Raw genomic sequence first — 26,809 nt, 5'->3', positions numbered from 1 at the left:
CGAAAATGAGTTCTTGGGCAAGCGACTGAAATATCACCGATATCGCCCCTTGTTTTAATTTTGGGTTTTGACTGTTGAGCAAAAAGACGGGCGGCAAAACTCCCGTTATTTACCGTGTTTTCACCGCTGCGCTACAAAAGCACTAATGAAACGCCTTCCGAAGTTGATACTTTGTTCAGCCGTTTCAGTTTCGGGACGCCGATACCACCTTTGCACTGCCTGAAGTATTTATATCCAAACGCGGCGTTCCCGTATAGACAAGCGAACCGCTGCCGCTTATCCGTGCATTCAGCGTTTTTTCCGCATGGACTTGGGCAGAACCCGAACCGGAAATATGCATATCGACATTATCCGCTTTAAAATCGAAGGCCCTTATTTTACCCGAGCCGGAAATCGATGCGGAAAAATCTTCCGTTTTTCCCTTCAACGTAAAGCTGCTCGAACCCGATGCTTTTACGGTTAAACTTTTTACCGAAATATCCGCATTTACCGTTCCCGACCCGGAAACATGTACGGATACATCGCGGGTAAGGTCATTAAAGCCGCGGATATCCGTGCGTACCGAACCCGCCCCTCTGAAGGCCGTTAAAGAGGGCATTGTAACGGTAACCCTGCTTCGGGTACTGCGGATATTGATACCTCTTTCCGTTTCTATATGTAAGGTTTTATCCGACACATAGACATCAAGATAATCGAATAAATTGTCGTCAATATCGATTTCAACGTTGAACTTTTCGCCCTGACGGATTTCCGCTTCCCATTTACCGCCCAAAGATACGGCGGTAAAATCTTTTAGCGAAAAACTTTTTGTTTGAATGCGGCCGTTACCCCTTACAAGAGGCGGCGACGTACAGCCTGCCGTAGCCGTTGCAAACAGTATACACATGACGGTGCAGGCAAAAAATGCACTTTTTTTTATATACGACGGTTTTTTCATATCTGCTGTCCTCCTGATCTATACACCATTACATAACATGGGGCGGTAATTGTTACAAAAATCCCTTGTCTTCTCGGCAAGAGATATGAATTTTACATTTGAGAGATAGGACAATTATTGAGTCTTGCCCAGCGTATTACGTTATTCAGTCTTGATTGATAACCTTTTCCGGCTTTTTTGAGCCATTCAAGATTATCATTATCTATTTTGGTATGTATATCGGTCTTCGGCATTTTTAAAGAGTTAAAATAATAAAACCCGCCGTTCGTGTTCGGTGCGCTCGGAGGTATATCCGAAAAGTCTATTTCGGTATCGGGCATTTTATCCAGTTTTTCAAGCGTCGCCCGTTGTTCGTCTGTCAGCGGGGGAAAATCAATAACCTTGTATTCTCTTTGCATTTTCTTCTCGACATTTTTATAGTATATCACATATGTACATAAGTCAAGCAAGCTTTTTTCCCCTTCCATAAACGCCTTGTTTTCCGTTATAATAAGTCCGTTATGAAAACGTCACAAACCATGATTTCAACCCTCAGAGAGGTTCCGTCGGAAGCGGTTATTGCAAGCCATCAGCTTATGCTCCGTGCGGGCTTAATACGCAAATTGGGCAACGGATTGTTTGCCTATCTTCCCGTAGGACTGCGCTGTTTCCGTAAAGTGGAACAAATTGTACGCGAAGAGATGAACCGTATCGGTGCTCTTGAATGCAAACCTTCCGTTATCGTACCGGGTGAATTATGGCGCATGTCGGGCCGCTGGGATACGATGGGAGCGGGCTTGCTGCGGGCCAAAAACCGCTTGGATCAGGAATTGGTGGTAAGTCCCACCGCCGAAGAAGCTTTTACCGCAATTGTAAAAGACGAGCTTTCTTCATATAAACAGCTTCCCTTAGTGCTTTATCAAATCAATACAAAATACCGCGACGAAATCCGCCCCCGCTACGGCGTTATGCGCGGCCGCGAATTTACCATGAAAGACGCGTATTCGTTCCATGCGGATCAACAAAGCCTCGATGAGGTATACAACGATTTTGCCGTAGCCTACCGGCGCATTTTTAAGCGGCTGGGCTTAACCGTTATTCCCGTACGCGCGGATTCCGGTGCAATGGGCGGAACCGGCTCGGAAGAATTTATGGTCGAAAGCGAAGTCGGCGACGATACGCTGATTTTATGCCCTTCCTGCGGCTATGCGGCAAACACCGAAAAAGCCTCGTGTACGCCCGACCCGGTGTGCAATACGGACGGAACTCCCCGCACGGCAACGGAAAAAACCGTAGTCGAAACCGAAACGCCTAACGTTAAAACCATAGAAGAATTAACGGCCTTTTTAAAAACGGGAAGCGAACACTTTATAAAAACCCTCATTTATCGGGCGGACAATGCCGAACTCGATATGTCCAAGGCGCCGGGAAACCAAAAGGGTAAAAGCTTTTTTGTTGCCGTTTGTATACGCGGCGATTTGGACGTAAACGAAGCAAAACTTGCCGCCGCCTTAAAAGCCGGAAGCGTTGAGCTTGCCTCAAACGGCGATGTGGAACGCATTACCCAAGCTCCCGTAGGTTTTGCAGGCCCGGTCGGCCTTAATACCGTTCCCGTTATCGCCGACGACAGCGTTATGCTTATGCACGATGCGGTTACCGGCGGCTTAAAAACCGACATTCACTTATGCCATGTAGAGCCCGGCCGCGATTTTAAACCCTTTATGCAGCTCGATGTGCGCACCGTCGTCGAAGGAGATTTATGTCCTGCCTGTAAAACAAAATTGTACAGTAAAAAGGGCAACGAACTCGGTCATATTTTTAAACTCGGCGATAAATACAGTGTATCGATGAATGCCGTCTATTTGGACGAAAACGGTAAGCAGCGGCTTCCCCTTATGGGCTGTTACGGTATCGGTATAGACCGCGCCCTTGCTTCGATTATCGAAGAACATCACGACGATAACGGTATTGTGTGGCCCATGACAGCCGCCCCCTATCACATTGCCCTTGTTCCCGTGCAGTACGACGGCGAAATGAAAAAAACGGCCGACCTTTTGTACGAAAAACTGCAAAATGCCGGCTTGGAAGTACTGTTGGACGACCGAAACGAACGTCCCGGCGTAAAGTTTAAAGATATGGATTTGTTGGGCATTCCCTTACAGATTGTTATCGGAAGCAAAAATCTGCCTAAGGTTGAATTTAAACGGCGCGATACGGGAGAAACCGTCCTTTTAAGCCCCGAAGAAGCCGCAGAAAAAGCGTGCGAAACCGTTAAATCGGCGCTTGCGGAATTGAACGATTGTTCGGGCATCCGCTTATGAAACGTATACCGATAAAACAGGGGCTTTTTGCCGCGGTTTTTGCGTTCTGTATTGCCCTTTGCCTTTCTTCCCTCTATGCCCTGCCCGGCGTTAAGGATTTTTTGCCCACCGAATCCGGTCAATATGTTTATTACCGCGATTCAACCTTTACACAGCCCGTATACGTCGGCTTTTTGCAGTACGACGAGGGTAATTATGCTATGCGCTACTATGCTCCCGAAGCCCAAAGCGGTTCTAAAGAAATAACGCTTTTTTTTACCCTCGATACCGAAAAAGACTATGTAAGCATGACCGGAGAAAAAATCGTACCTACGCTTAAAGCCGAAGATACGCCTACTTTGAATTATCTGCACGATTTGTTTTACGAATTTAATGCGCACAGAAAAAAAATAAGCCCGGAAAAACTTGCCGGAAAATCGGCTATTCCGTATAAGGCGGAACAAAACGCCGAAATCCGTATTTTCGGCGGCGAAACCCTAATCGTATACGATTATCTTATACCGCTGTTTAACATACGCGAAATAAAAGCACACGACAATGTACCGGTCTTTACCGCAGTTGCAACAGGTCAGCTTTTAAGCTCTTCCGACAATTCTTTTTTAAACTTTACGGGGATTCCTCAAGATACAAAAGAACGGAATTTCAGTATAAGCGCCCAAGAGTTGATTGCGTCGGCCCTTACAAACAAGGCGGGTGCGCTAACCGTATCGGCCGACGAAACCGCACATATGGACGGCGAATACAAGGCGGTAGCCGACAACCTCGGTTTTTGGGGAAGTAGAGCCCTTATGTATACCGACCTTATACAACCGCCCGCCGATTTTTTTAAAGACAAAAAATACGGCTTTTTTCACGTTTTTGCCCGCAGCCTTTCTTTCGGCTCCGAGGGCGTTTATATTTGTACGGAAAATCAAAGCGTTGCAGAAAGGGAAAAGGTTTTAATTACAGTGAATCGTTCATACGACAACGGAACCGGGCGCTTTTATGTCAATATAAAAATCATAAACGAAAAAGAAAGCGGGCTGTTTACGGTTACGGGCTTTTCCGCCGATATCGATTACTATAACAGTCATAAAGCATATTTTATACAAAAAATGCGGGAAACGTCTTTTTAATATCGGGGTTTTATTTATAGTAATTGCTTCGTGCCAACGGAGAACCTACCCATACTCCCTCTCCGCCCAAATATTCGTTTTTTTCCCCTTCGATTAAAAATTGCACATTGTCTATCGTATCGAAGGCCGTTGCGGTATACACAACTTGCATAAGCTGCCCCAAATAACCTTGAGCGCCGTATTTGTTAAAGGCAAATTCTTGACTGAAGTTGACAAAGGCGGTTTTATTTTGCACGGTAGCCGACAAAAGCTTTGTTCCTTCGGGGATAAGCGAAATATAGCCTTTTTCCAGCTCCGGAATTCCCGGCCCGGCCAACAAAGCATTTAAAGCAGCCGTTAAGGGAGTGTTTGTTTTAGGAACCGCACGGTTCACTTCTTTACGCTCTACAAAACCGTCTCCGCTTATTGCAATAAAACATAGGTATTGATTCATTTTTGCAAGAGGAACGGGCTTAACTTCCGCCGTATTTTTAACGGAATTGTCACGAGGCGGTTTGCTTTCCGCCGGTTTAGCCGGCACCTTGGCCGACGCTTCGGGCACATTTTGAGCCGGTTCCGTATGCTTCGCTGCGGAATCGGACGTACCGAAATCGGAAGAGGCATTCCGTTTATCGTCTTCCGTATTCGGCTGCTTTGCTTTTGCAGATTCTTTTTCCAATATAAGGGATTCGCTTTTCCCCGTATCGGCTTTTTCTTCCTTTAGGGGAATCTCATGGCGGGCAATAAATTCGGGCTGAAAGCCGAATACGTGTTCGAAAAAGGCCGTTTCTTTTAGAACGGAAACAAGATGGTCCCATTTTACCAAAAAGGCTATCAATATGAGTAAAGCAATTACAATCCAAAAAGCGGCTGCAACACCGCTGTATTTTTTGCCCGAAGAGTCTTTCATAAGGTTCAGTATAGTGGAAGCGTATATTTTTGTACAGAGCGGTTCTCCTACCATTTGACAGTCCCTTCAATGCCTGTTATATTTTACTGATGAATACGTTTCAGGGGATTTCGGCTTCGGGCGGCATCGCAAAAGGAAAAGCCTTTGTCCTTTCCGTGCAGGAACGGAAAAAAACCGAAAAAATTCCTATAACCGCAGATAAGATTCCCGAAGACTGGGAACGTTTTGAAAATTCCCGCAAAAAAACATCGGAATACTTTAAATCCCTTATCGACCAAACAAACAGCCGCCAAGCGGCTATCTTTCAAACCTATGTACTTATGCTTTCCGATCCGGATTTTATTGCACAAATAAAAGCAGAACACGCAAAGCAGCTTGTACACATCGAATGGATTGTCGAAAACAAGGCAAAAGAATATGCCGATATGCTGCGTTCCTCGGGCGACAGCTATTTAATAGAACGTGCCGAAGATATTTCGGATGTATACGGTAAGGTTATCGAAAATCTTGCCGGAAAAATGCCGCTTCGTGCAAACGAAGTGCCCCCGAACGCGATTTTAAGTGCGGAATTTTTAAACCCCTCCGATGCGGTTTTGCTTTCAAAACAGGATTTAGCGGCTATTGTACTGCACAAGGGAGCCCCCAACAGTCATTTGGCTATTTTGGCGCGTACCTACGGCATTCCCCTTGTGTTCGGTATTGAAGATATAGAAAAACGCATCCATACCGGCGACGAGGTAATTGTTGACGGTACAAGCGGTTTGGTTTTTGTAAAGCCCGATGCCGCGGTCTTAAAAGAATACGACGAAAAGATAGCCGAAGAAGCGCAAGAGCGCACAAGGCTGGCTGCCCTTTCCGATAAGGCAGCCCGAACAAAGGACGGTATAAGCGTCAATTTATATGCAAATATAGGCTCGGCCGAAGAAGCGCGATTAGCCCTTGAAGAAGGAGCGGACGGTATCGGTTTGTTCCGCACGGAATTCCTTTTTATGCAGTCGGGCCTTATAAGCGAAGAGCGTCAATTTGAAGAATACCGCAGCGTCCTCGAAATTATGAAAGACAAGCCGGTGGTTATCCGAACACTCGATGCGGGAGGCGATAAAATCGTCGATATTCCCGGCTTTTCGTTTGAAGAAGAAAAAAATCCCCTGCTCGGCTGCAGGGCAATCCGCCTGTGCCTTAAAATGCCGGATATATTTAAAACCCAGCTTCGCGCCCTTTTTCGCGCAAGCGTTTACGGTTCTTTAAAAATCATGCTGCCCCTTATTACCGATATCGAACAGGTACGCGAGGCAAAGGCCCTGATTGAAGAAGTAAAAGCCGAACTCAAAGCCGAACATATTCCCTTTAAAGAGGACGTTCCTGTCGGCATTATGATAGAAACGCCGGCCGCCGCAATTATGGCCGACGAATTGGCAAAGGAAGCGGCCTTTTTTTCAATCGGCTCAAACGACCTTACCCAATACGGCCTGTGCGTAGACCGCGAAAACGCCCAAACCGCAGGCCTCTTTAACGAATTGCACCCTGCCATAAGGCGCCTTATTGTGCAAACGGCAAAGGCTGCACAAAAAGAGGGGATTCCCCTTTCCGTATGCGGCGAAATGGCCGCCGATACAATACGTATGACGGTTTTAATGTCGGCGGGAGTCGATTCGTTCAGCGTAGCCCCTAAAAAAATTGCGCCCTTAAAGGAACATCTTTTGCGGCTTACGGCCGAACAAATAGAAGCGTTTAAGGAGTGGACGGAATCGGCGATGGATGCGCATTCGCTGGAAGAAAAATTGAATGCGTTTTTAAGCGGCACTCATTTAAACGGTGCTCAATAGAAGCAAAGCCGCATAACGGAGAACACTGCATGGAAACAAACACCGCACAGGGACGTGTGTACCGCAATCAGCCCCTTGTCGTCATAGCCGGCCGCCCGAATGTCGGAAAATCCACCCTCTTTAACCGCTTGCTGCATAAACGGCGCGTTATTACCGACCCGACGCCCGGCGTTACCCGCGACCCTGTGGAAGAAACGGTTTTTATTAAAGACAAGCCCGTTCGCTTTATGGACACAGGCGGTTTTAAACTGACCCGCACCCTCGTCAGTATGGAAGCGGTGCTTGACGACTTGGTTGTGCAAAAAACCGTTGAAGCCCTCAAAAAAGCCGACCTTATTGTGCTCCTCCTTGATGCCGGCGAAATTACGCCCGAAGATGAAGAATTTATCGGCCTGCTGCGCCCTTATTGGGACCGTATTGTCGCAGCGGTTAATAAAACCGAAGGCGGGCGTTTGGAAAGCGAAGCGTTGAATTTTCACCGCTTCGGCTTTAAAGACTTGATTTGTATTTCGGCGGAACACGGCGACCGCATACCCGAACTTATCGATTTGATTTTTTCAAAGCTTGATTTTTCCGCCCTTGAAGAAGCCGAAGAAAAAGAGCCTATAAAGCTTGCGATTATGGGAAAGCCGAACACGGGAAAATCCACCCTGTGCAACCTTTTAACGGGAAGCGAGCTTTCCATTGTCAGCGATTATGCGGGAACGACGCGCGATGTTGTGGAAGGCTCATTCCGCTATAAAGGGAAGGATTTTTTAGTGCTCGATACCGCAGGCATAAGGCGCAAATCAAAAGTAAAAGAAAATGTGGAATATTATTCGGTAAACCGCGCCATAAAAACCCTTGAGCGCGCCGACGTGGTGCTTTATCTTATGGATGCCGCCGAGGGTTTAACCGACCAGGATAAAAAGGTGATAAAACTTGCCCACGACCGCGGCCGCGCCCTGATTTTTGTGCTCAATAAGTGGGATACGCAGGCTCAGGATAAAAAAACGGCGCGTAAAGCCGAAGAAAACATCCGCATTATGTTCGGCCACATGGCCTATGCTCCGATTCTTGAAATTTCGGCAAAGGAAAATACGGGCATTAAGCCGCTTTTAAACACGGTTGTGGAATTATACAATCAGTTGAATCGAAAAATCGATACGGGGCCTTTAAATACCGCTTTAAAAGACTGGATTGCGGCTTATCCGCCGCCGGCGTCGCGCAGTGCCCGCTTTCATATCCGCTATGCGGTGCAAACAAAGACAAACCCCGTTGTGTTTTTGCTTTTTGCAACCAAGCCCGATTCGGTTCCCCAATCTTATATTGCCTATTTGAAAAATAAAATGCGCGAAGACTTGGGTTTTAGCAAAATTCCGATTACAATAGAGATGCAGGCAAGCCGTAAAAGATGGGAGGACAGATAAGGGCGTGAAAGGTTTTTCGATAGGCGAAGTTGAAAAAATCACCTCCGTAAAAGCCCATACCCTGCGTTATTGGGAAGAATCGATTCCCTCCCTTGCCCCGCAAAAAGATATGGGCGGGCGCAGGCTGTATTCAAACCGCGATGTGCAAACTTTTTTGCGCCTAAAATATCTTATTCAGGAAAAAAAATACACGATTGAAGGCGCGCGCGAAGCCCTTATTGCCGAAGCGGCCGCAGCAGGAAGCGCTTGCGGAAAAAGTCTTACGGCGGAATTAAACCGTATAAAAAGCGAACTTTTGGATTTGTACCGTTTGGTTCGCAATGTCGGCACGGAGACGGAAGAATGAATCTATTTGCGGCATTACCCGAAAAAGAGCGTTTGATTGCCGAGCGCTTCGATTCGCTCATTCAGGATATAAAGCCTTTGAACTCGAAACAGCTTGCTTTTTTGCCGCGCGACATACAAAGGCTTTCGGCTTTGCTTACCGCCGAACGCTCAAGCCTTAAAGCGGGCTATATGAACAATGCGGTTATGCTTTCCGCATATACGCGCTATTTTATGCGGTGGAATCTTTTCCGCCTTACTTCTCTTTTTGCGGGTATGGATACAACTGCTTTTGATTTTTTAAAAGACGGCGATTACTGCCTCGATATAGGTTCGGGCCCGCTTACGGTGCCGATTGCCCTCTATCTTGCGCGGCCGGAACTGCGCGGAAAAAAGCTCAACTGGTATTGTATGGACACAAGCCAAAACGCCCTTGCCCTGGGCGAAAACTTTTTTTTATCCTGTGCCGCCCGCCTTCAAACCGAAGAAGGCGAACCTGCATGGCGCATTGTACGTGTAAAGGGCGAAATGGGAACCCGCATAAAAAACAAAGTGTCCTTTGTAAGCTGTGCGAATATGTTTAATGAGCTGTATTGGGATACGCACAACCCCTTGGAAAAAGAAGCAAAAAAGTACGCCGCCCTGCTTTTATCATATACGGTACCGCAGAAAGCGGTCTTTGTCGTGGAACCGGGAATTCCCCGCGCCGCACGCTTTGTAAGCTTACTGCGTTCGGCTTTAATCCGAAGCGGTATGAGTATCCTCGCTCCCTGTCCGCACGAAGGCGCCTGCCCGATGGAAGGGAAAAAGGGCGGTAAATGGTGCCATTTTATATTGGACACGGAAAGCGCCCCGAAAAATCTGCAAGCCCTTTCGGAAAAGGCGGGGCTTCCCAAAGACCGGGCGGCTTTAAGTTTTGTTTTTGCGTCCTCAAGTCCTGCGCACCAAAGCTCATCAAAACCGGCCGGCGGAAAGACTGCCGGAAAATCCGCTCAGGGCGCAAGCCGGCAGCACATACGTATCTGTTCCGACCCGATAGTCCTCCCCCACGGCAAAACCGGCCGTTACGCATGCGCTCACTGGGGGCTTACCCTCGTAACCGGTCATCGAATAAAAGATACTTTGTCGGGAGACTTACTGTATGCGGATTTAAGCGCGCAGGACATTCAAGCTCTGCCGGTTGACCGCAAAAGCGGCGCGAAAATAGTTAACGTGTGAGCGGGAGGCGGATACTTATGATCCGCCTTTTCGTATGTGTTTTGCAAGCTTGTCTTTGTTTTTGTAAACCGTATTTCGGGGTTCACAACAAAGCATTATAACTATTTGATTGTCTCTTTTCGTTCCGACAAGGCGGTGATCGGGAAAAGATGCATCCTTAAATCTTATTAAACCTTTCAGATTACCCTTTAAATCTTTTGCCCCGTGAGCATATATTTCGGTCATTGAACAGGTTTCAAGCTTTTCAAGGTATTTGAAGACCGCGTTTTGAACGGCTTTTTCACATTTTGCAATATCTTTTATCGCCCGCTTACTCAATTCGATCCGCATCGATCATCTTCCTTGCTTCACTTATTGAATAGGTTTTTTGCCCGTCTTCCACCCATTCTTTGTATGCAGCTTCCCCCAGATAATACAGTTCCATATCTTCAATATTTTCTTCAAGAAGTGTTCTTACCAAATAGGATTTTGAGCGTTTTGAAATAGATGCAATTCTGTCCAATCGGGCTTCCAATCCGCTTGATGATTCCAATCTGACTGCCAGCATATAGCCTCCTTCCAAAACAGCGATTTCTTTTTTAAACGTATAACATTGTTATACAAATCTGTCAAGCTTATGTACATCTATGTCCGGTTAAGGAGTGAAGATTATTTTTTCTGCTCAAACAAGCCTGTATATCTACTTTCATACCTTCGTATTAAAAGAAGATTGGATATATTGAAGCTTGTTTTCCCTTTTTTTACATAAAGAAAAAGATCACTATTGAGAACGGCTAAAACATAACCGGTATTTTTGCGAATATTTATATTTTGGGGCAGACTACGAATCTTATTATTCGCTATCTGTGCTATTACAATATAGGAATCATTAAAACGCCCATACCAAATTTTCTCATCCTTAATTTCAGCTTGTTCAAATTCTATATCTTCACACACAAATGAATTAAAAAAAACATCTTTTTCTTTTACGATATCAAATACCGTCATATCTCTCCCTAAAACGGAACAGCGAAAACAAAAATCATCACTTCCCGGCTCTGTTATAATGATTTGACCGACCGGTGTTCCTTCATTAAAATTACATAATTCATATACACCCGGCTGCGGTTCTATATACACGGGAGGCTTTTCTTCAGGACGACAACTGTGGCATACATCAATCCCCACAAGCATAAAAACAGCAAGAGGCAACTGTACTAAAAAATAAAAGAGCCAATATTTTTTTGACTTAAAAAAACCGCCCATCCTCTACCTGAACAGGCTTTGCATTTCTTTTGCGTAGAGTTCGGGAATTTTGTAGCGCATAATTTCCTGTTTTGCCGACAATTCAACGCCGACTTGGAAAGCTTTGGGTAAAAGGCGGAATGCGTTTATGCGTTCAAACAGACGGAAGCCGCTTTTTGCATTGACTAAAGAAGATATTTCGGTTTCAAAAAGCTTTTGCACTTCGCTTTCTTTCAGTAATTTTTCGTAGCTGTCGTAAAGGATGCCCTTTTCGGCGGCAAAAGCTTTTACTTCTTCTTCGGAGGGAACAATCAGGGCTGCAAGGTATTTTTCGTCCTGGCCGACAACAACCGATTGAAAGACAAAGCGCGATTCGTTTATACGCATTTCAATCGGGAGCGGCTCGACGTTTTCGCCGCCGCGTAAAACAATCGTGTCTTTTATACGGCCGCGCAGTACCAGTTCTCCGTCTACCGTAAGCATTCCCAAATCGCCGGTGTTAAACCAGCCGTCTTTATCTATAACCCTTGCGGTTAAATCGGGCTTTTTATAATAGCCCTTCATAACGATGCCGCCGCGCACATGCACGACTCCCTTTTCGCCGGGCGGCAAAACGCTGCCGTCTTCGCCGACTATGCGCACTTCCACTCCGCGGATGGGAGAGCCGACGGTTCCGAAAACGGGACGGTAAAAGGGGCGCACCGATACGACGGGAGCGGTTTCGGTCAATCCGTAGCCTTCAACAAGTTTTACGCCGACAGCGGCAAAAAAGTTGTCCACAACGGGAGGCAGGGCACCGCCGCCGGAAACTCCGCCGCGAAATGCATTGCCCAGTTTGGCACGTATTTTTTTGAATATAATGGCTCCTCCGAGCAGTTTAAGCGGATACAGTAAAAGCCAGGGCAGGGTTAAAAAAATCCATTTCGGAACGGGACATGTTTTTTTAAAGCGCGCGGTTGTATTAAACAAAACCCTGTCGATGCGCGAATGCAAAACCGCAACCGCCGTAAAAAAGCTGTACAAAACAAACACAATGCCGCCGGTTTTACGCATGGCCCGGTTAATTCCTTCATATATGGCTTCAAAAACGCGCGGAACCGCCGGAATAATTTGCGGATTAAGGGCTTGGAAGTCCGCAAGCATAATGCTGCCTATCGGCTTTGAATAACAAATCGCACCGCCTTGAATAAGGATAACGTATTCGCAGCTTCTTTCAAAAGAATGCCATACGGGAAGTACACAAAGGGCGCGTTCTCCCGGTGTTAAATTGATGCGTTCGGGAAGTTCATCCAATTGGGCGATAAAGTTTCGGTGGCGAATCATAACGCCCTTCGGTTCTCCGGTTGTTCCGGATGTAAAGATAATACAGGCTGTACTTTCTCCCGTTCCCTTGTCAAGTTCCTGTTCAACCTTTCCGGGATGTTTTTCGCGGTATGCCTTCCCCGAAGCCATAACGTCGCTAAACCCGAGAATATCGACCTTTGCTTTTTTGCATTCTTTTTTTAAGTCGTCGGCTATGTCATCAAAACAGATAATGCGCTTTAAATCGGGCAAAGACGTTTTTAATCCGATGATTTTACGCACTTGTGCGGGATTTTCGGCGACGGTTGTTTTGCATTCGGCAAAGGATAAAATATAGGCAAGGTCTTTTTCGACGGCATCACAGCCGCGCGGCACGTCCGCAGCTCCTATAGCCATAATCCCCATGCAGGCTTGCAGCCATTCAAAGCGGTTATCGGAAATCAAGCCGACATTTTCTTCCCGTTTAATTCCCAGCGATAAAAGCCCGGCTCCGAAATCGAGCGCCTTTTGAAACAGTTCTTCATAGGTAAAGGAAGAAAAGGCTCCTTTTTCATTTTTAAAATACTGAGCGGGAATCTTAGGCCACTTGGCTGCGGCCTCTTGAAGCATTTTGGGAACGGTTTCCGTCATGTCCTTACCTCTTAAAAAAACAAAATATCAAAGATTGTCATTTTGACTCATACAAATATACTATACAGTAATTATACAAAAAAATCAAGACTGAAACGACGCCTGTTAAGTATCCTCTTGCCCAAGCCCCCGTTTCGGTGTATAGTTTTTTTATGAGCGCGCAAAAAGACTTTACGATTATATATGCGGACGATACCCTTGCAGTCCTAAACAAACGTTCCGGTTTGGCGGTTGCCGCAGACCGTTACGATCCGGACGCCCCGCGCTTGGATATGTTGGCACAAACGCAATTGGGGAACTTGTTTGCGGTACACCGTATAGACAAGGATACATCGGGTTTAGTTCTCTATGCGCGCACCGAAGCCGCTCAAAAAAGTTTATGCACCGCCTTTGAAAACCGTGCGGTACAAAAAACCTACCATGCCCTTGTATACGGGCACCCGCTGTGGAATACTTTGCACACCGATTTTCCGCTTACCGCCGACGCAGATGCCCGCCACCGCACAATAGTAAACCGCAAATCGGGCAAACCTTCCGTTACGAACTTTAAATGTTTGGGAAACTGCGGCCCTTTTTCATGGCTGGAAGCACAGCCCGTAACGGGAAGAACACACCAAATACGAGTGCATTCGGCACAAAACGGTTTTCCGATTGTGTGCGATCCCCTGTACGGTGCATCTCAAAAGCCGGTGCGCTTATCCGAATTAAAACGTTCGTGGCGCGGCAACCCCTTTGAAGAGCGCCCGCTTTTATCCCGCCTTGCATTGCATGCATTCCGCCTTGAATTCAAGCACCCGAAAACCGAAAAAGCGACTGTTTTTTATGCGCCCTACCCCAAAGATTTGGAAGCTTTGCGAAAGCAGCTTTTTAAATTGTATAAAATCGACCCGCTTGCACACTATGAATTATAAGTATTTTTTCCGCCGGATGTTTTTTTTCTGTATTTTGGTTTTTTCTCTTACAGCCTTAAATGCCCGAAGCACAACCGGAGCACAGCTCAATCCTTGGTTTTCCGAATTGAACATATCGCTTGCAACCGGCGTTTCATACACGACACTGGGCGAGTTTGTCTATAAAAAAAATTCTCAAGGGGAAAAAAAGCTGCTGAGCCGTCTTGATTGGGATAAAATTCTTATATGGAACACCGCGCTCCACTTAAACTGCACTCTAAAACGGTGGCATGTTTTTTTTAATGCGCACACCGCCATTCCTCTTTTTAATACCGGCTTTATGCAGGATAAAGATTGGCGGGGAGCCGCCGGTGTTCTTACTGACCTTTCAGAGTGTCCCGTGCGGCTCGATTCCCACTTAAGCGGACAAGCGAACATAGCTTATCGCATATGGGATATACGCATGTTTTCCGCAGGGGCGGGAGCGGGCTTTGAATACATAAAAACCGAAGTAACCGCATATAACGGCATAAAACTCTTGCCGCTCCCGCAGTTGGCGCTTACTGGAAATTTTATAAACTACAAGCAGGAACTGTATGTGCCGTGGCTCATAGGTTTTGCAAAATGGACGCCGCACCCGGTATTTGAAACGGATTTTTTTGTGCATTTTGCGCCGCTTACCTTTGCTCAAAACCTTGACACCCATTTCGGGTATCATCCCGTGACGGGAGCTTCAAGCTATCCCACCTTCAATAAGCAATTTTTAGACCGCGTACTGGGGTTTGCGGCGGTAAAGGCGGATATTATACTGCGCTTTAATATTCCCGCTAAAAGCCGGCTCATCGTTCACGGAGCGGAACTTCGTTTAAACGGTATTTTCGTTCCCGAATTACAGGGAAAAACCTATGCCCGCATTTCGAAGGCATCTCCCTTTATTCTTCAAAAACAAGGCATAGCCGGCTCGTCCTACCGGTCTTTTTGTATTTCTTTAGCATATTGTATGCGGATACGCTGAATGCGCCTGCGGCTTTGTTCTTCAACCGTAAATAAAAAGCCGGAACGTAAAATATGTTCGGAGTTTTCCGGCAAATAACCGAATTCTTCCAAAAGCCAACCGCCGGCCGTTTCATATTCCTGCGGCACAAGATTTAAGCCGAAAATATTATTTACATCGGCTAAAAGCATATCGCCGGGAACAATAAATTCCGAGGGACTTACAACAGTAACGCGTTCTTCAGGAGCTTTGCTGTAACTGTTGTATTCATCGGTAATGCGGCCGAAAACCGCTTTTAAAATATCATCCATCGTAACGATGCCGCAATTGCTTCCGTGTTCGTCAACGACGACGGCAAAATTTTGTTTTTCCGTTTTGAATATGTGTAAAAGCGACAGCGCCGTTTGCGTTTCGGGAACGAATAATACAGTATGCATTAAATCCGCAGGCGAAAAGTTTTTTGTGCTGCCCGGATAAAACAAAATATCTTTAAAATGAATATATCCTTGTACGTCGTCAAAAGACGATCCGCACACGGGAAGGCGCGAATAACCGGATTCGGCGACGGCGTGTACGGCTTCGGCATATGTCGCCGCTACGCTTACCGTTTTTATTAAGGTGCGCGGCCGCAATATATCGCGCAGCCTTAAATCAGTAAATTCAAAAATTCTGTGCAGCATTTCTCTTTCGCCGCTTTGCAAAGTTCCCTCTTTGCCGCCCACATCAAAAAGAGTTTTTAATTCTTCTTCGGTTATTTGTTTTGACTCCGAATGCCACACCTTATTGAACACGGCGGTTACGGCTTCTGCCGCTTTAAGAAAAAGCCATATAAAGGGCCGTAAGAGGCGGTGCATAGCAGATAAAAAGCGAGCAAAACGGGAAGCGGTTTGAACGTTTCGCGAAGCGGCAACGGTTTTGGGTAAAACTTCTCCGAAAACAATAATAAAAAGCGTCATACATCCCGCCGCAGCGGCACTGCCCTTATCTCCGAGTAAACTTACCGCTAAGGCGGCGGCTAATGAAGATGCCAAAGAATTTACAAAATTATTACCGATAAGAACGGCGGTAAGCACGGACGGCAAATTCTTTTTTAAATTACCGATAATATCGGCCGCCGGAACTTTGTTTTTTTTCATATGCCGCAGCTGAACGGCCGAAAGCGACAAAAGCGCCGTTTCCGAAGATGAAAAAACGGCAGAGGCTGCGATGAGTAAAATCAAAAATACAATCATCGCTATAAAAATCATAGATTGTCCTCGATTTTTATGTGAACGCGGCGCACCCGCATTCCCGACATTGCATTAACGGTAAAGCGGCGGCCTTCAAACACAATCGAATCGCCTACGGCGGGAACGGCATCCAGTTTTTCCATAATAAAACCGGCAATCGTTTCGTTAAAATCCGAATATAATTTTATTCCCATGCGTTCCGACAAATCGATTAATCGCGTTTTTCCGCTTATCAGCATTTCTTTTTCGGTAACCGAAACGTTTTTTTCCGAATCCGGAGTATAATATTCATCGTTTATCGTCCCGAAAATCTCTTCGGCAATATCTTCCTTTGTAAGAATCCCCGCAGTTCCCGAATACTCGTCCAAAACGACTGCGATAGTTTGATTTTTTTCATAAAGTGTTTGTTGAATACTCGTCATGCTTTTTGTTTCAAGGATAAATAAGGGCGGCCTCATAATCTTTTTTACGGAAAAAGCCTTTTTATCGCCGGAGTATAAAAGTACGTCTTTTACATATAAAACGCCGACTATATCGTCTATATCTTTTCCGATAACGGGAAAACGGGAAAGATGGGATTTTTGCGACAACTCCAATATATCCGTGTAGCTTGCCGTATGACAAATACTGACAATTTCCGTACGCGGCACCATAATATCCTGCGCTTCAAGATCGGTAAACGTAAATACTCTGTGCATCATTTTTTCACCGGCGGCATTAATCAGACCTTCTTCGCCGCCGACTTCAATAAAGGTTTTAATTTCTTCTTCGGTAAAGGATACCGAAGAATCGTTGATTTTAATACCGAAAAATTTAATGAGAACGGCCGACACCGCTGTAAAAAAACGCACAAGCGGATTAAACAGATATGAAAAAAAGCGCACCGGAGAAGCAAGCTTAAAGGCAATACGTTCCGGATACCGGGCTGCAACGGTTTTGGGAATAATTTCGCCGAAAATCAATAAAAGAACGGTTGCTGTCAAAGAAGAGAGGCCGACGCTCAGAGATCTTTTTTCGGGGCCGAACACGTACATTGCAAAGGATGTCAGCATAACCGACAAACCGATATTAACTATATTGTTACCGATTAAAACGGTATTTAAAAGACCGTTTTTGTTGTCTAAAAGTTTTCCGGCTTTTAAAGCGCCCCTATGCTTTTTATCGCGTAAAAACCGCAGTCTCAATTTATTGAGTGAAAAAAATGCGGTTTCCGCAGCGGAAAACATCATGGAAAAAAAAATAAAGACAAGGGTTCCGATTACTACAAGCAGTGTTACAACATTCGAAAAGCTGCCGTCGTTCATTTGTTTTTTAAAACCGGTTGGTTTAAACCGGGAGAAGAATCTTGCACAGCGGGATTCCCTGCATTCGAAAGAGAATCGATTAAAGATAACAAATCGGCGGCGCCTTCGCTGTCCGGAGCGGCATCATATGCTTGCCGAAAATAAACTATCACTTCATCTTGAGCAATTTTCCCGCTTTGAGCGGAAAGAAAACCCAGTGCATAATATGCATGTTGCGTTTCAATCGGAGAAAGCAAGCCTTTTTCATTTATCAGTATAAAAAAGGTATTTAAAGCTCCTTCAATATCTCCGGCATGAAAAGCTTTTGAAGCCGTTTCAAAGGCTTTATGCAGCTTATATTTTCCCAGCAAGCCGCTTTTATTTTCAGGATCGGCTTCAATTATCTGCGAAAACAAATCGGTTAATGTTATATGGAAGCGTTCCGGAACGGCTTCTATATAGGCATCCGTCGCTTTTACCTTATCTATGCCGGACGTTTTTTGCATTTTTGCATAAAGCGTATCGATTTTTCTTTCATTCTTTTTTTCCGCACGGACAAGTTTTAAAACATCGGCGGGAGTTTTTGTTTCGGTTGTCATCGGTAAAAAAGCAAAGGGCTGTCCCGCTTTCGTAACCAATAAGGCGGAAGGTGAGGCTTGAACGCTCATATTTACTGCAAGCCGGTATTCGGGTGCTGCGGTTTCGGACTGCGCTGCCGCCGTGATGTCGGGAATATCGATATGCAATAGTACATATTTTTTACCGGCCTCCCTTTTGAATTCTTCGGTGTCAAAAATAGCGGGGCTTAAATCTTTACTGATTCCGTCCCATTCCATTCCGGTAAAAAGCAAAAAAATATTTTTATTTTCGGCTTGCGCAACGGCAAGCGCAGTATTAAAATCGGTATACCATACGGCAAGTTTTGCATAACAGCTTATAAAGAGTACCGCCGGTATAAAAAAAACAACCGCTGTAATAACACATAATTTTATAGAAACCTTCATCCGTACTCCCTTACATAAAATACTGCACACCGGCAGCAAAAATATTTTGTTCTTTGTTCCCGCCGATATTTTTCAGCACACTGCCTTTTATTCCGGAAATACCGCGCTCACTGTGTCCCATTTTTCCCAATATCCGGCCGTCCGGACTTGTTAAACCTTCGATTGCAAAGGCGGAACCGTTGGGATTATCGGGTTCATACAGAGCCGGCATTCCGTTTATGTCCGTATATTGGCTGAATACTTGTCCGTTTTTAAAAAGGGCTTCGGCTTCGGCGGTACTTATTAGCAAGCGCCCCTCCCCGTGCGAAACCGCAATTGTGTGAAGTTCGCCGGACAAAATACTGGAATCATGAGCCCAGGGCGAAACAAAAGAAACGGTTCGCGTCGTACACATTCTCGATATATGCCGCCCCAGCGTATTAAAAGTAAGAGTCGGCGCCGTTTCGGAAGGTTCGCGGATTTCGCCGTACGGCAGCAAGCCCGTTTTTATTAAAGCTTGAAAACCGTTGCAAATTCCCAATATCAAACCGTCTTTTTGGAGCAAAGAATACACCGCATCCGCAATGCGCGGCTGCCTGAGAATATTGGCGATAAATTTTCCGGATCCGTCCGGCTCATCTCCTGCCGAAAAACCTCCCGAAAGGGCTAATATACGGCAGTTTTTGAGTTTCCGTTCAAATGCGGATAAAGATTCACGAAGCGCTTGCGGACTGTTGTTGCAAAATACAAAAATTTCCGGTTTTGCGCCGGCAAGCGAAAAGGCATGCGCCATATCGTATTCGCAATTCGTTCCCGGGAAAACGGGCAACAGCACGGCGGGAGCTTCTTTCATATGTACTGAAAAGCGTTTTTTCATCCGTCGGCGCTCGGACGGTGCTTGTTGTGCCGACACATGTTTATGCAAGGCAAAATCGGGCATAGCGCTCAACCCGTTTAAAACGGCTTGCTCCGGTTTTTTATTCGATACGGGTGCAAAAACGCTGCTCAGCGGTTTTTCCCAGCATTTTAACGCTTCTTCAATATCTATACTGCTGTTTTCCCATATGATACGGGCTTGCTCGCACGTTTTGCCCAAAAAAATCGGCGGAATAAAGCCGTATTCGGCGGCAAGCCGCGTTATTTCATCAGTATCTAAAGCGGTTTCTATGATAAAAGAACCGTAAAGCGGGGCAAAACCGTACTCTGCACCGTATGTTTTGATAAAAGAGCCGTCAAAATCAAAGCCGATACGGTTGCCGAAGCACATTTTGCTTACAGCGGCAGCAATTCCCCCGCTTTCAACGGGATAAGCGGAACACACGGCTTGTAACAACCGCAATTTGTATAAAAACCGGCAGTTTTCTTTAAATGACGCATAATCGGGAGCACCGTCGGCCTGCACGGCTAATTTGAACATATATACATTATTCGCAGGACGGGTAAAAGCGCCGCCGCTTATCATATTGACATCAACCGTGTCAACTGCAAAGGAAACCAGCGTCGGCGGTACATGAATGTCTTCAAAGCTGCCGGACATGGAATCTTTACCGCCTATAGCTGCAATCCCCATAGCCTTTTGAGCACTTAAAGCGCCTAAAAGAGCCGCAGCGGGTTTTCCCCAGCTGTGCGGAGAAACGGCGGATTCAAAATACTCTTGAAAACTGAGCCGGCAGTTTTCGCTGCGGCCGCCCATACACACAATGCGCGTTAAAGACTGCACAACCGCATATTGCGCGCCGTGCCACGGACTCCATGAGGAAATGCGCGGGTCATAGCCGAAAGCCATAAGACTTGCGGTTTTTGTTTGCTTGGGATAGGGTACGGGAATTTTTGCCGCACAACCGATTTCCGGTGTCGCTTGAAAACGGCCGCCCATCGGGAACAACACGGTTGCAGCACCGATACTGCCGTCAAAACGTTCGGATAAACCGCGCTGCGAACATACGGCCAAATCGCTTAAACATGCAAACCACGCTTCCTTTATGCCCTTTGTTTTTAAAACCGTAAAAACCGCATCCGAAGGACGATTTAAAGGTGATTTATCTTTATCGGGGGCCGAAATACGGGCACTGGCACGGCGCGCAGATCCGGCACTGTCCAAAAATGTGCGATCCAAATCGACGATAGTATCGCCCTGCCATTTCATTACCAAACGCTTTGAATCGGTAATTTTTGCAATTACAACTGCGTTCAAATTTTCCGCTGCAGCGGCGGCAATAAACGTTTCGGCATCCTTATCTTTTACGACAACGGCCATTCTTTCTTGCGATTCGGAAATTGCAAGTTCCGTGCCGTTTAATCCTTCATATTTTTTCGGAACCGCATCCAAGTTGATTTCCAAACCGTCGGCCAACTCACCTACCGCTACAGCAACACCTCCGGCGCCGAAATCATTACAGCGCCGTATCAGTGCGCTCACTTGAGGATTGCGGAACAAACGCTGAATTTTTCGCTCTTCAACGGCGTTTCCTTTTTGTACCTCCGCCGCAGCCTGAGTCACCGATGCCTTTGTATGAACTTTTGAAGAACCGGTTGCACCTCCGATACCGTCCCGGCCGGTGCCTCCGCCGACTAAAATAACACAATCTCCGGCTTCGGGTTCTTCCCGCTTTACCGATGAAGCCGGAGCGGCCGCTATAACGGCACCCAGCTCCATGCGTTTTGCTTCAAAGCCGCTGTCATATATTTCCGTAACCTGTCCGGTAGCAAGACCTATTTGGTTTCCGTACGAACTGAACCCGCTTGCCGCTTCACGGGTAAGTTTTAATTGCGGTAATTTACCCGGCCGCGTTTTGTCGGCAGGCGTGCGCGGATCCGCAGCTCCCGTTACGCGCAAAGATTGATACACCCAAGAACGCCCCGACAGAGGATCGCGGATTGCCCCTCCGATACAGGTTGCGGCTCCTCCGAAGGGTTCTATTTCGGTCGGATGATTATGGGTTTCGTTTTTAAACATCAAAAGCCATTTTTCTGAAGTTTTGGGATTTTCACATTCAACATCGATATATACTGAACATGCATTTATTTCTTTCGATATTTCCACATCTTCAAGTAAGCCCCGTTTTTTAAAGTATTTTGCACCGATACACGCCATATCCATTAAAGACGGTTCGCGCGCGGACAAACCGTATACTTCATTCCGCATAGACTCGTATTCTTTTAAAGAAGCTTTAAAAGAATCGGCAAAAAAACCGTCCTCAATATCGATTGATTCTAAAAGCGTATTAAAGGTTGTGTGCCGGCAGTGATCGGACCAATAAGTATCCAAAACACGAATTTCGGTTTCGGAAGGATTCCGCCCTATGTTTTTAAAATAATCCTGTAAAAACAACAGATCCGCGTTATCCATAGCAAGGGACATCGATGAAGCTAAAACGCTTAAATCCTCTTGATTCATGGCAATAAAGCCGTCAATACGGGAAATTTTACCGGGCATGAGAAGCTCCGTTTTTAACGTTTGGGGCAGGGTCGATGATGCTTCCCGCGAATCGACGGGGTTTATAAGATAACTTTTTATACGGCCTATATCCGTTTCGGATATGTTTCCGTCTATAACAACCATCTTTGCGCACTTAACTATGGGTTTTTCACCGCCGCTTTGTGCGAGGGTATCTTTTTCCAAGAGGGACAAACACTGCTGCGCCGAATCCGAACGCTGGTCGTACTGACCCGGAAGATATTCCCATATGATGACGGTGTTTCCTTCTGTCGAAGGCGGCTGTTCAAAACAGCACAGATCGCTTTGCGGTTCGGAAAAAACACAGCGCACAGCTTTTCGAAAAGTTTCACTGTCGACATTTTCTATGTCATAACGGTTTATAAAGCGCAGTTTTTTTATACCTGAAATACCCAAAAAGCCGGTTAAATCGTCGTATATGCGTTCCGCTTCATTTTGAAAACCGTCTTTTCTTTCAATATAGATACGAAACATAAAAAAAGTATAACCGAAAGGGGAAAAAACTGCAATGTACAAGCTTGTATTTCCGAGTAATCGAAAAACCGAATCGGAAACGTCAAGAGCGGAAAAAGAGCGAGCACGTTAAAAACAGCGGCCGATTAAAATATTTTAGACGGTGCGCAAAGCCGCCCTTGTATCTACAATGCGGCGCATATCGACAATATTGCTCACCACAATATAACTGTCATACACTTCTATTTTGCGCTTTTCGACGAATTTATTTATCTCATCGCGTACGATATCGACGGGAAGTCCCGCCCAATGCGAAATATCCTGAATGGTCAAATTAAAACGCATCGTGCGTTCGTTCGGATCAAGCGGAGCATTCATTTCGGCAAACATCAAAAAAACGTCGGCAATACGCGCTTGTGTATCTTCAATAACCAAAATTCTAAATCGGCGCTTTTGATCGTAAATGCGCTTGCAAAAAAGCTTAAGCAATATCAGAGCGATTTGCGGGTTTCCCGTAATTAAAAGCTCGAAGTTTTCTTTATTGAATTCCAAAACTTCAACCTTATCAACGGCAACGGCAGTGGCGGAACGCGGCGAATTTTCCAAAATAGCCATTTCGCCGAAAAATTCCGACGGACGCAAAATATCGAGATTTTTTTTAGCGCCCTTTACACATTTTACCAACTGAACATACCCCGATTGAATAAGATAAAAACTGTCGCCGGGTTCATATTCGGCAATGATAACGGAACCGGGTTCAAATGTTTTTGCAAACCGCGAAAACGCCGGAAGCGAAAATTGCTTAAGTGCTCCGGCCGGAGACCCCTGTGTGTTTTCCGCAGCTTCAACCGTAGCCGCAGCTATTTGGCGCTGATTGCCGCCGCGCTGTTTTTGCATATCCAGACGGCGTTTTGTACTCGTATATAATTTTGCCACTTCTTCTTTGTTCGAGGCGTTCGGAAAACGGGATAAGAGTTTCATGCATACATCGCAGCATGTTTTATATTGCTCGTCTTCGAGAAAACTTTGCGCAACCGAAAACATACCCGTCGGCTGATCGACATCGGCATTGCTATTTAAAATGGATTCGGTTTTGCGGTGAATTGCGCGAAGTTGATTTGAAAAAACACGGAGCATTTTCATAATAACAGCTCTGTTTTCGCTGAACATTTTTTCAAATTCGGCAACATTTAAAACGATAACCAAACTGTCCGCAATAACCGTCGCCGTTTCTTCGCGCGGAAAATGCCCTAAAGCCGATTTTACACCGAAAAATTCGCCTCGCTTTACATGTTCCGTTTGCGGCGCACCGGTTTCAATATCCGTGCTCGTTAAAACAATAAGTCCCTGCTGCAGGATAAAAATCCGTTCATCGCGATCGCCTGAAAAATAAATAATCGAACCTTTTGTATACTGCATCGCCTTAGGCATGACCGTTCCTCTGCGCTATTTAAAATAGGGGCATTAAATTCCACAAAAAAAGTGAAAAGTCTTCAATACCCTAGTATTATTATAACATAAAAATAAAAATTATGCTATTGTTTTTTTATGATAGATTTACATACTCATTCATCCGCATCCGACGGCAGTTTTTCTCCTTCGGAATTGATTTTTTATTGTGCCGAAAAAGGCCTTTCTGCCGCAGCCCTTACCGACCACGATACGCTTTCGGGGTTGGAAGAAGCGTCAAAAGCCGCACAACAAGCAAAAATAGAGTTTATTCCCGGAATCGAACTGAATATTCAATGGCCGCAGGGCGAATTCCACATGTTGGGCTTGGGCATAGACAATCCGAGCGGACATTTATATTCCCTTATTGATTTTTTACAGGAAAACAGAAAAAAACGCAACGATGAAATCCTTAAAAAGTTGAAAAATATCGGCATATGCATAAGCCGCGCCGAATTGGAAGACTTTTTTCATACGCCGTCATTAGGCAGACCTCATATTGCCGATTATTTGGCCCTAAAAAAAATCGTAAAAACACGTCAGCAAGCTTTTGACCGCTATTTGGCAAAGGGCAGACCCTGTTATGCGGAACGGCGGGGAGCCGATGTCGAAGACGCCGTTCATGCAATAAAAAAAAGCGGCGGGCTTCCCGTTTTGGCACATCCGATGTCTTTATACCTGTCTTGGGGTAAGCTTCCCGGCGTTTTGGAAGAACTTTTTGAAAAGGGAATCGCAGGTATTGAAGCATGGCATCCGGGAGCGCGCGTTGCAGAATGTAAGCGGCTTGAAGAAACGGGTAAAAGAATAGGTTTTTTTATAACCGCCGGAAGCGATTTTCACGGTGAAAAACGGCCGGACCGCAAAATAGGAAAAACCGCAGGGCAAAAACCCATAGACGAGCGCTTTTTGATCGATGAATTGCAGCCCGCATTAATTGCCGCCCGCAACGGATAATAACGGATAACAGGGGCTTGTTCAAAATACAGTTTTTCTCAAAATGCGGTTTTCGGCCGCCTTCTCTTTTTACCTGCCTTTTATATACTTTTTACGGAATTTATATATTTTTTACGCGATAAGTCTGTTTTTTTTTCAATCGGCGCCTATCATAAGTATGAGGTGACCTATGAATATTATCAGTTTTTCGCCCTTCGGATACGAAGGCTCTTTAGTTACGGTTGAAGTGGATTTGCGGCGCGGCATTCCCGCCGTGGATATGGTAGGTCTTGCGGACAATGCGGTAAAAGAAGCCCGTGAGCGTATGCGGGCGGCCATACGGAATTCCGGCTTTGATTTTCCTATCGAACGTATTTTAATCAGTTTATCGCCGGCGGACGTAAAAAAAGAAGGAGCGGGCTTCGACTTGGCAATAGCTCTTGCCGTTTTGAATAAAAGCATCTGTCAATCGATAGCGCAGCCTCCGTCCTGCGCCAAAACCGTCCTTGTTATGGGAGAATTGGAACTTTCCGGCCGTATCCGTCCGGTACGCGGCGTTCATGCAGCCCTTTCGACCGCACGGGAAAACGGCATAAGCTATTGTATTATCCCGGCGGAAAATAAGGCCGAAGCGGCAGTTTTTACACAGGATTACCGGTGTGAAAAAAACGAAAAATCGGGCAAAAACTGCGAAGCACCAAAAACACAAGTACCCGTAAAAGTGCCGGCAATGCGGGTTTTTGCCGCCGCCCGTCTAACCGACGCTTTCGGCATTTTAAGCGAATTAAACGCATTAAACGAATCCGAGCCGGAAGAACGGGAATTAAGCGGACGGGAACAAGGGTGTACAAGTTCGGCCGCCGGTTTAGACAACAGCAGTCCGGACAAAAACGGTTCGGCCGGCGGTATTTTGCAAAAACGTACAACAATATCGGGCGTTCAAAAAAATACCGAAGAGGTTGTATTTGCGGATTTTCCGCCCGAACTCGATTACGGGGAAATTAAAGGACAAACCTTTTTTATCCGCGCCCTGCAAATTGCAGCTGCCGGACGTCATAATCTCATTGTATACGGATCGCCGGGCTGCGGGAAAACCCTCGCCCTCAGCCGTTTTTACACGCTTTTACCCCTTCTTACCGAAGAAGAAGCGCTGCCGGTAACGAGAATTTACAGTATCGCCGGTCTTTTACCCGCAGGAACGCAAATACTCCGCGACGCTCCCTTTCGCCGTCCGCACCAAAGCGCAAGTTTGGAAGGTATGATAGGCGGCGGCTTACAGTGCAGGCCGGGAGAAATATCTCTTGCCCACAACGGAGTATTATTTTTGGATGAAGCCGCCGATTTTCGTCTTTCGGTACTGCAAGCTTTGCGCGTTCCTTTGGAAGAAGGAAAAATCACTTTAAGCAGGGCGGCGCGTACCGCAGTATATCCGGCTCTTTTTCAATTGTTGCTTGCGGCAAACCCCTGCCCCTGCGGAAACTTCGGTTCCGCCGATAAAATATGCTTGTGTCATCCGCGCGCAGTCGAACAATATTGGCGGCGTTTTTCCGCGCCCCTTTTGGACAGAATCGATATACGGATTGCTCTTTCAAACGATACTGCTCCTCAAGCGGCCCAAGAACAAAAGCAAACGACACAAAGCATGCGCAAAGGCATAGGCAGGGCCGTCGCCCTGCAGCGGCACAGGCAAACATGTCCGAACGCACGCCTCGATGTTTCACAGATTCGCAGCTTATGCCCCCTCGACGGCGAAACCGAGCTTTTTTTAACCGACAGTGCCGGCCGCTTCGGTTTTTCATCGCGGGGCGTTCATTCATGCATAAAACTTGCGCGCACAATTGCGGATATCGAAGGCCGCCGGTCTATACAAAAACGGGATATGGAAGAAGCGGTACTGCTTCACCGCAATGCCGGCGGCATACACATGATGTTTTAACGGTGTCTTAACGATGTTTCAAAAGAGG

Annotated in this window: 22 protein-coding genes; 10 read left to right on the top strand and 12 right to left on the bottom strand. The window is 46.1% G+C overall.

Features of this window, described 5'->3' with window-relative positions:
* Positions 1 to 184: 184 nt before the first annotated feature.
* The gene (locus H0R92_RS05250; protein WP_432961821.1) at positions 185 to 937 is read right to left on the bottom strand and encodes a head GIN domain-containing protein; all 753 of its coding nucleotides are present in this window, start codon (positions 935 to 937) and stop codon (positions 185 to 187) included.
* 92 nt (positions 938 to 1,029) lie between these two features.
* Positions 1,030 to 1,404, bottom strand: coding sequence for a BrnA antitoxin family protein (locus H0R92_RS05245; RefSeq protein ID WP_428770316.1), 375 nt, complete (start codon positions 1,402 to 1,404; stop codon positions 1,030 to 1,032).
* Between the two features lie 33 nt (positions 1,405 to 1,437).
* Between H0R92_RS05245 and H0R92_RS05240 the strand changes: the two genes are divergently transcribed.
* Complete coding sequence (locus H0R92_RS05240) at positions 1,438 to 3,237, top strand: proline--tRNA ligase (RefSeq protein ID WP_432961819.1); 1,800 nt, start codon at positions 1,438 to 1,440, stop codon at positions 3,235 to 3,237.
* Positions 3,234 to 4,352, top strand: a complete 1,119-nt coding sequence (locus H0R92_RS05235) for a hypothetical protein (RefSeq protein WP_432961817.1) — start codon at positions 3,234 to 3,236, stop codon at positions 4,350 to 4,352. Before H0R92_RS05240 ends, H0R92_RS05235 begins: the two co-directional genes overlap by 4 nt.
* 10 nt (positions 4,353 to 4,362) lie before the next feature.
* On the opposite strand, the gene H0R92_RS05230 is transcribed toward H0R92_RS05235, so the two are convergent.
* A complete protein-coding gene (locus tag H0R92_RS05230) occupies positions 4,363 to 5,241 on the bottom strand; it encodes a GerMN domain-containing protein (RefSeq protein ID WP_432961816.1) in 879 nt (292 codons plus the stop codon).
* 89 nt (positions 5,242 to 5,330) lie between these two features.
* On the opposite strand from H0R92_RS05230, the gene ptsP reads away from it, so the two are divergent.
* Genes ptsP through H0R92_RS05210 form a run of 4 tightly spaced genes read left to right on the top strand, consistent with a single transcriptional unit; the run spans position 5,331 to position 10,018 of the window.
* Entirely contained in the window at positions 5,331 to 7,067 is a 1,737-nt protein-coding gene (gene ptsP, locus H0R92_RS05225; protein WP_432961814.1) for a phosphoenolpyruvate--protein phosphotransferase, read from the top strand.
* A gap of 29 nt (positions 7,068 to 7,096) precedes the next feature.
* A complete protein-coding gene (der, locus tag H0R92_RS05220) occupies positions 7,097 to 8,476 on the top strand; it encodes a ribosome biogenesis GTPase Der (protein ID WP_432961812.1) in 1,380 nt (459 codons plus the stop codon).
* Positions 8,477 to 8,480: 4 nt separating this feature from the next.
* Positions 8,481 to 8,822, top strand: a complete 342-nt coding sequence (locus H0R92_RS05215) for a MerR family transcriptional regulator (RefSeq protein ID WP_428770322.1) — start codon at positions 8,481 to 8,483, stop codon at positions 8,820 to 8,822.
* On the top strand, positions 8,819 to 10,018 hold the full coding sequence (locus tag H0R92_RS05210) for a small ribosomal subunit Rsm22 family protein (RefSeq protein WP_432961809.1): 1,200 nt from the start codon (positions 8,819 to 8,821) through the stop codon (positions 10,016 to 10,018). Before H0R92_RS05215 ends, H0R92_RS05210 begins: the two co-directional genes overlap by 4 nt.
* A gap of 15 nt (positions 10,019 to 10,033) precedes the next feature.
* On the opposite strand, the gene H0R92_RS05205 is transcribed toward H0R92_RS05210, so the two are convergent.
* The 4 genes from H0R92_RS05205 to H0R92_RS05190 form a co-directional block, all read right to left on the bottom strand.
* A complete protein-coding gene (locus tag H0R92_RS05205; RefSeq protein ID WP_432961807.1) occupies positions 10,034 to 10,348 on the bottom strand; it encodes a type II toxin-antitoxin system RelE/ParE family toxin in 315 nt (104 codons plus the stop codon).
* Entirely contained in the window at positions 10,329 to 10,565 is a 237-nt protein-coding gene (gene relB, locus H0R92_RS05200; protein ID WP_432961805.1) for a type II toxin-antitoxin system RelB family antitoxin, read from the bottom strand. The genes H0R92_RS05205 and relB overlap by 20 nt, the downstream gene beginning before the upstream one ends.
* Positions 10,566 to 10,666: 101 nt before the next feature.
* Positions 10,667 to 11,263, bottom strand: coding sequence for a hypothetical protein (locus tag H0R92_RS05195; RefSeq protein ID WP_432961803.1), 597 nt, complete (start codon positions 11,261 to 11,263; stop codon positions 10,667 to 10,669).
* A gap of 3 nt (positions 11,264 to 11,266) precedes the next feature.
* Positions 11,267 to 13,174, bottom strand: a complete 1,908-nt coding sequence (locus H0R92_RS05190; protein ID WP_432961801.1) for an AMP-dependent synthetase/ligase — start codon at positions 13,172 to 13,174, stop codon at positions 11,267 to 11,269.
* 152 nt (positions 13,175 to 13,326) lie between these two features.
* Here H0R92_RS05190 and H0R92_RS05185 point away from each other — a divergent pair, with 152 nt between their 5' ends.
* Positions 13,327 to 14,085, top strand: a complete 759-nt coding sequence (locus H0R92_RS05185) for an RluA family pseudouridine synthase (protein ID WP_432961799.1) — start codon at positions 13,327 to 13,329, stop codon at positions 14,083 to 14,085.
* 16 nt (positions 14,086 to 14,101) lie between these two features.
* Positions 14,102 to 15,079 (top strand): omptin family outer membrane protease, encoded by a 978-nt coding sequence (locus H0R92_RS05180; RefSeq protein WP_432961797.1) that lies wholly within the window; start codon positions 14,102 to 14,104, stop codon positions 15,077 to 15,079.
* On the opposite strand, the gene H0R92_RS05175 is transcribed toward H0R92_RS05180, so the two are convergent.
* The 5 genes from H0R92_RS05175 to H0R92_RS05155 all read right to left on the bottom strand — a co-directional run bounded on the left by H0R92_RS05175 (position 15,031) and on the right by H0R92_RS05155 (position 23,894).
* The gene (locus H0R92_RS05175; protein WP_432961795.1) at positions 15,031 to 16,305 is read right to left on the bottom strand and encodes a hemolysin family protein; all 1,275 of its coding nucleotides are present in this window, start codon (positions 16,303 to 16,305) and stop codon (positions 15,031 to 15,033) included. The genes H0R92_RS05180 and H0R92_RS05175 overlap by 49 nt on opposite strands.
* Positions 16,302 to 17,591: a hemolysin family protein gene (locus H0R92_RS05170; protein ID WP_432961793.1), complete on the bottom strand. Its 1,290-nt coding sequence runs from the start codon at positions 17,589 to 17,591 to the stop codon at positions 16,302 to 16,304. The genes H0R92_RS05175 and H0R92_RS05170 overlap by 4 nt, the downstream gene beginning before the upstream one ends.
* Positions 17,588 to 18,574, bottom strand: a complete 987-nt coding sequence (locus H0R92_RS05165) for a thioredoxin family protein (protein ID WP_432961791.1) — start codon at positions 18,572 to 18,574, stop codon at positions 17,588 to 17,590. The genes H0R92_RS05170 and H0R92_RS05165 overlap by 4 nt, the downstream gene beginning before the upstream one ends.
* Before the next feature lie 10 nt (positions 18,575 to 18,584).
* On the bottom strand, positions 18,585 to 22,484 hold the full coding sequence (locus tag H0R92_RS05160) for a phosphoribosylformylglycinamidine synthase (RefSeq protein ID WP_432961789.1): 3,900 nt from the start codon (positions 22,482 to 22,484) through the stop codon (positions 18,585 to 18,587).
* A 135-nt stretch (positions 22,485 to 22,619) separates the two neighbouring features.
* A complete protein-coding gene (locus H0R92_RS05155; protein WP_432961787.1) occupies positions 22,620 to 23,894 on the bottom strand; it encodes a Crp/Fnr family transcriptional regulator in 1,275 nt (424 codons plus the stop codon).
* A gap of 117 nt (positions 23,895 to 24,011) precedes the next feature.
* Between H0R92_RS05155 and H0R92_RS05150 the strand changes: the two genes are divergently transcribed.
* Both H0R92_RS05150 and H0R92_RS05145 read left to right on the top strand, forming a co-directional pair.
* On the top strand, positions 24,012 to 24,866 hold the full coding sequence (locus tag H0R92_RS05150; protein ID WP_432961785.1) for a PHP domain-containing protein: 855 nt from the start codon (positions 24,012 to 24,014) through the stop codon (positions 24,864 to 24,866).
* 169 nt (positions 24,867 to 25,035) lie between these two features.
* Complete coding sequence (locus H0R92_RS05145; RefSeq protein ID WP_432961783.1) at positions 25,036 to 26,781, top strand: YifB family Mg chelatase-like AAA ATPase; 1,746 nt, start codon at positions 25,036 to 25,038, stop codon at positions 26,779 to 26,781.
* The last annotated feature ends 28 nt before the right edge of the window (positions 26,782 to 26,809 follow it).

This window comes from Treponema sp. OMZ 840 (genome assembly GCF_050937815.1).
GTDB lineage: Bacteria > Spirochaetota > Spirochaetia > Treponematales > Treponemataceae > Treponema_C.
The sequence above is the reverse complement of the archived record's forward strand: the minus strand, read 5'-3'. Positions and strand labels throughout refer to the sequence as shown.

Coding starts and splice junctions, on each gene's coding strand:
- H0R92_RS05250 (WP_432961821.1), bottom strand. CDS start 937: ATGAAAAAACCGTCGTATATAAAAAAAAGTGCATTTTTTGCCTGCACC.
- H0R92_RS05245 (WP_428770316.1), bottom strand. CDS start 1,404: ATGGAAGGGGAAAAAAGCTTGCTTGACTTATGTACATATGTGATATAC.
- H0R92_RS05240 (WP_432961819.1), top strand. CDS start 1,438: ATGAAAACGTCACAAACCATGATTTCAACCCTCAGAGAGGTTCCGTCG.
- H0R92_RS05235 (WP_432961817.1), top strand. CDS start 3,234: ATGAAACGTATACCGATAAAACAGGGGCTTTTTGCCGCGGTTTTTGCG.
- H0R92_RS05230 (WP_432961816.1), bottom strand. CDS start 5,241: ATGAAAGACTCTTCGGGCAAAAAATACAGCGGTGTTGCAGCCGCTTTT.
- ptsP (WP_432961814.1), top strand. CDS start 5,331: ATGAATACGTTTCAGGGGATTTCGGCTTCGGGCGGCATCGCAAAAGGA.
- der (WP_432961812.1), top strand. CDS start 7,097: ATGGAAACAAACACCGCACAGGGACGTGTGTACCGCAATCAGCCCCTT.
- H0R92_RS05210 (WP_432961809.1), top strand. CDS start 8,819: ATGAATCTATTTGCGGCATTACCCGAAAAAGAGCGTTTGATTGCCGAG.
- H0R92_RS05205 (WP_432961807.1), bottom strand. CDS start 10,348: ATGCGGATCGAATTGAGTAAGCGGGCGATAAAAGATATTGCAAAATGT.
- relB (WP_432961805.1), bottom strand. CDS start 10,565: ATGCTGGCAGTCAGATTGGAATCATCAAGCGGATTGGAAGCCCGATTG.
- H0R92_RS05195 (WP_432961803.1), bottom strand. CDS start 11,263: ATGGGCGGTTTTTTTAAGTCAAAAAAATATTGGCTCTTTTATTTTTTA.
- H0R92_RS05190 (WP_432961801.1), bottom strand. CDS start 13,174: ATGACGGAAACCGTTCCCAAAATGCTTCAAGAGGCCGCAGCCAAGTGG.
- H0R92_RS05185 (WP_432961799.1), top strand. CDS start 13,327: ATGAGCGCGCAAAAAGACTTTACGATTATATATGCGGACGATACCCTT.
- H0R92_RS05180 (WP_432961797.1), top strand. CDS start 14,102: ATGTTTTTTTTCTGTATTTTGGTTTTTTCTCTTACAGCCTTAAATGCC.
- H0R92_RS05175 (WP_432961795.1), bottom strand. CDS start 16,305: ATGATTTTTATAGCGATGATTGTATTTTTGATTTTACTCATCGCAGCC.
- H0R92_RS05170 (WP_432961793.1), bottom strand. CDS start 17,591: ATGAACGACGGCAGCTTTTCGAATGTTGTAACACTGCTTGTAGTAATC.
- H0R92_RS05165 (WP_432961791.1), bottom strand. CDS start 18,574: ATGAAGGTTTCTATAAAATTATGTGTTATTACAGCGGTTGTTTTTTTT.
- H0R92_RS05160 (WP_432961789.1), bottom strand. CDS start 22,484: ATGTTTCGTATCTATATTGAAAGAAAAGACGGTTTTCAAAATGAAGCG.
- H0R92_RS05155 (WP_432961787.1), bottom strand. CDS start 23,894: ATGCCTAAGGCGATGCAGTATACAAAAGGTTCGATTATTTATTTTTCA.
- H0R92_RS05150 (WP_432961785.1), top strand. CDS start 24,012: ATGATAGATTTACATACTCATTCATCCGCATCCGACGGCAGTTTTTCT.
- H0R92_RS05145 (WP_432961783.1), top strand. CDS start 25,036: ATGAATATTATCAGTTTTTCGCCCTTCGGATACGAAGGCTCTTTAGTT.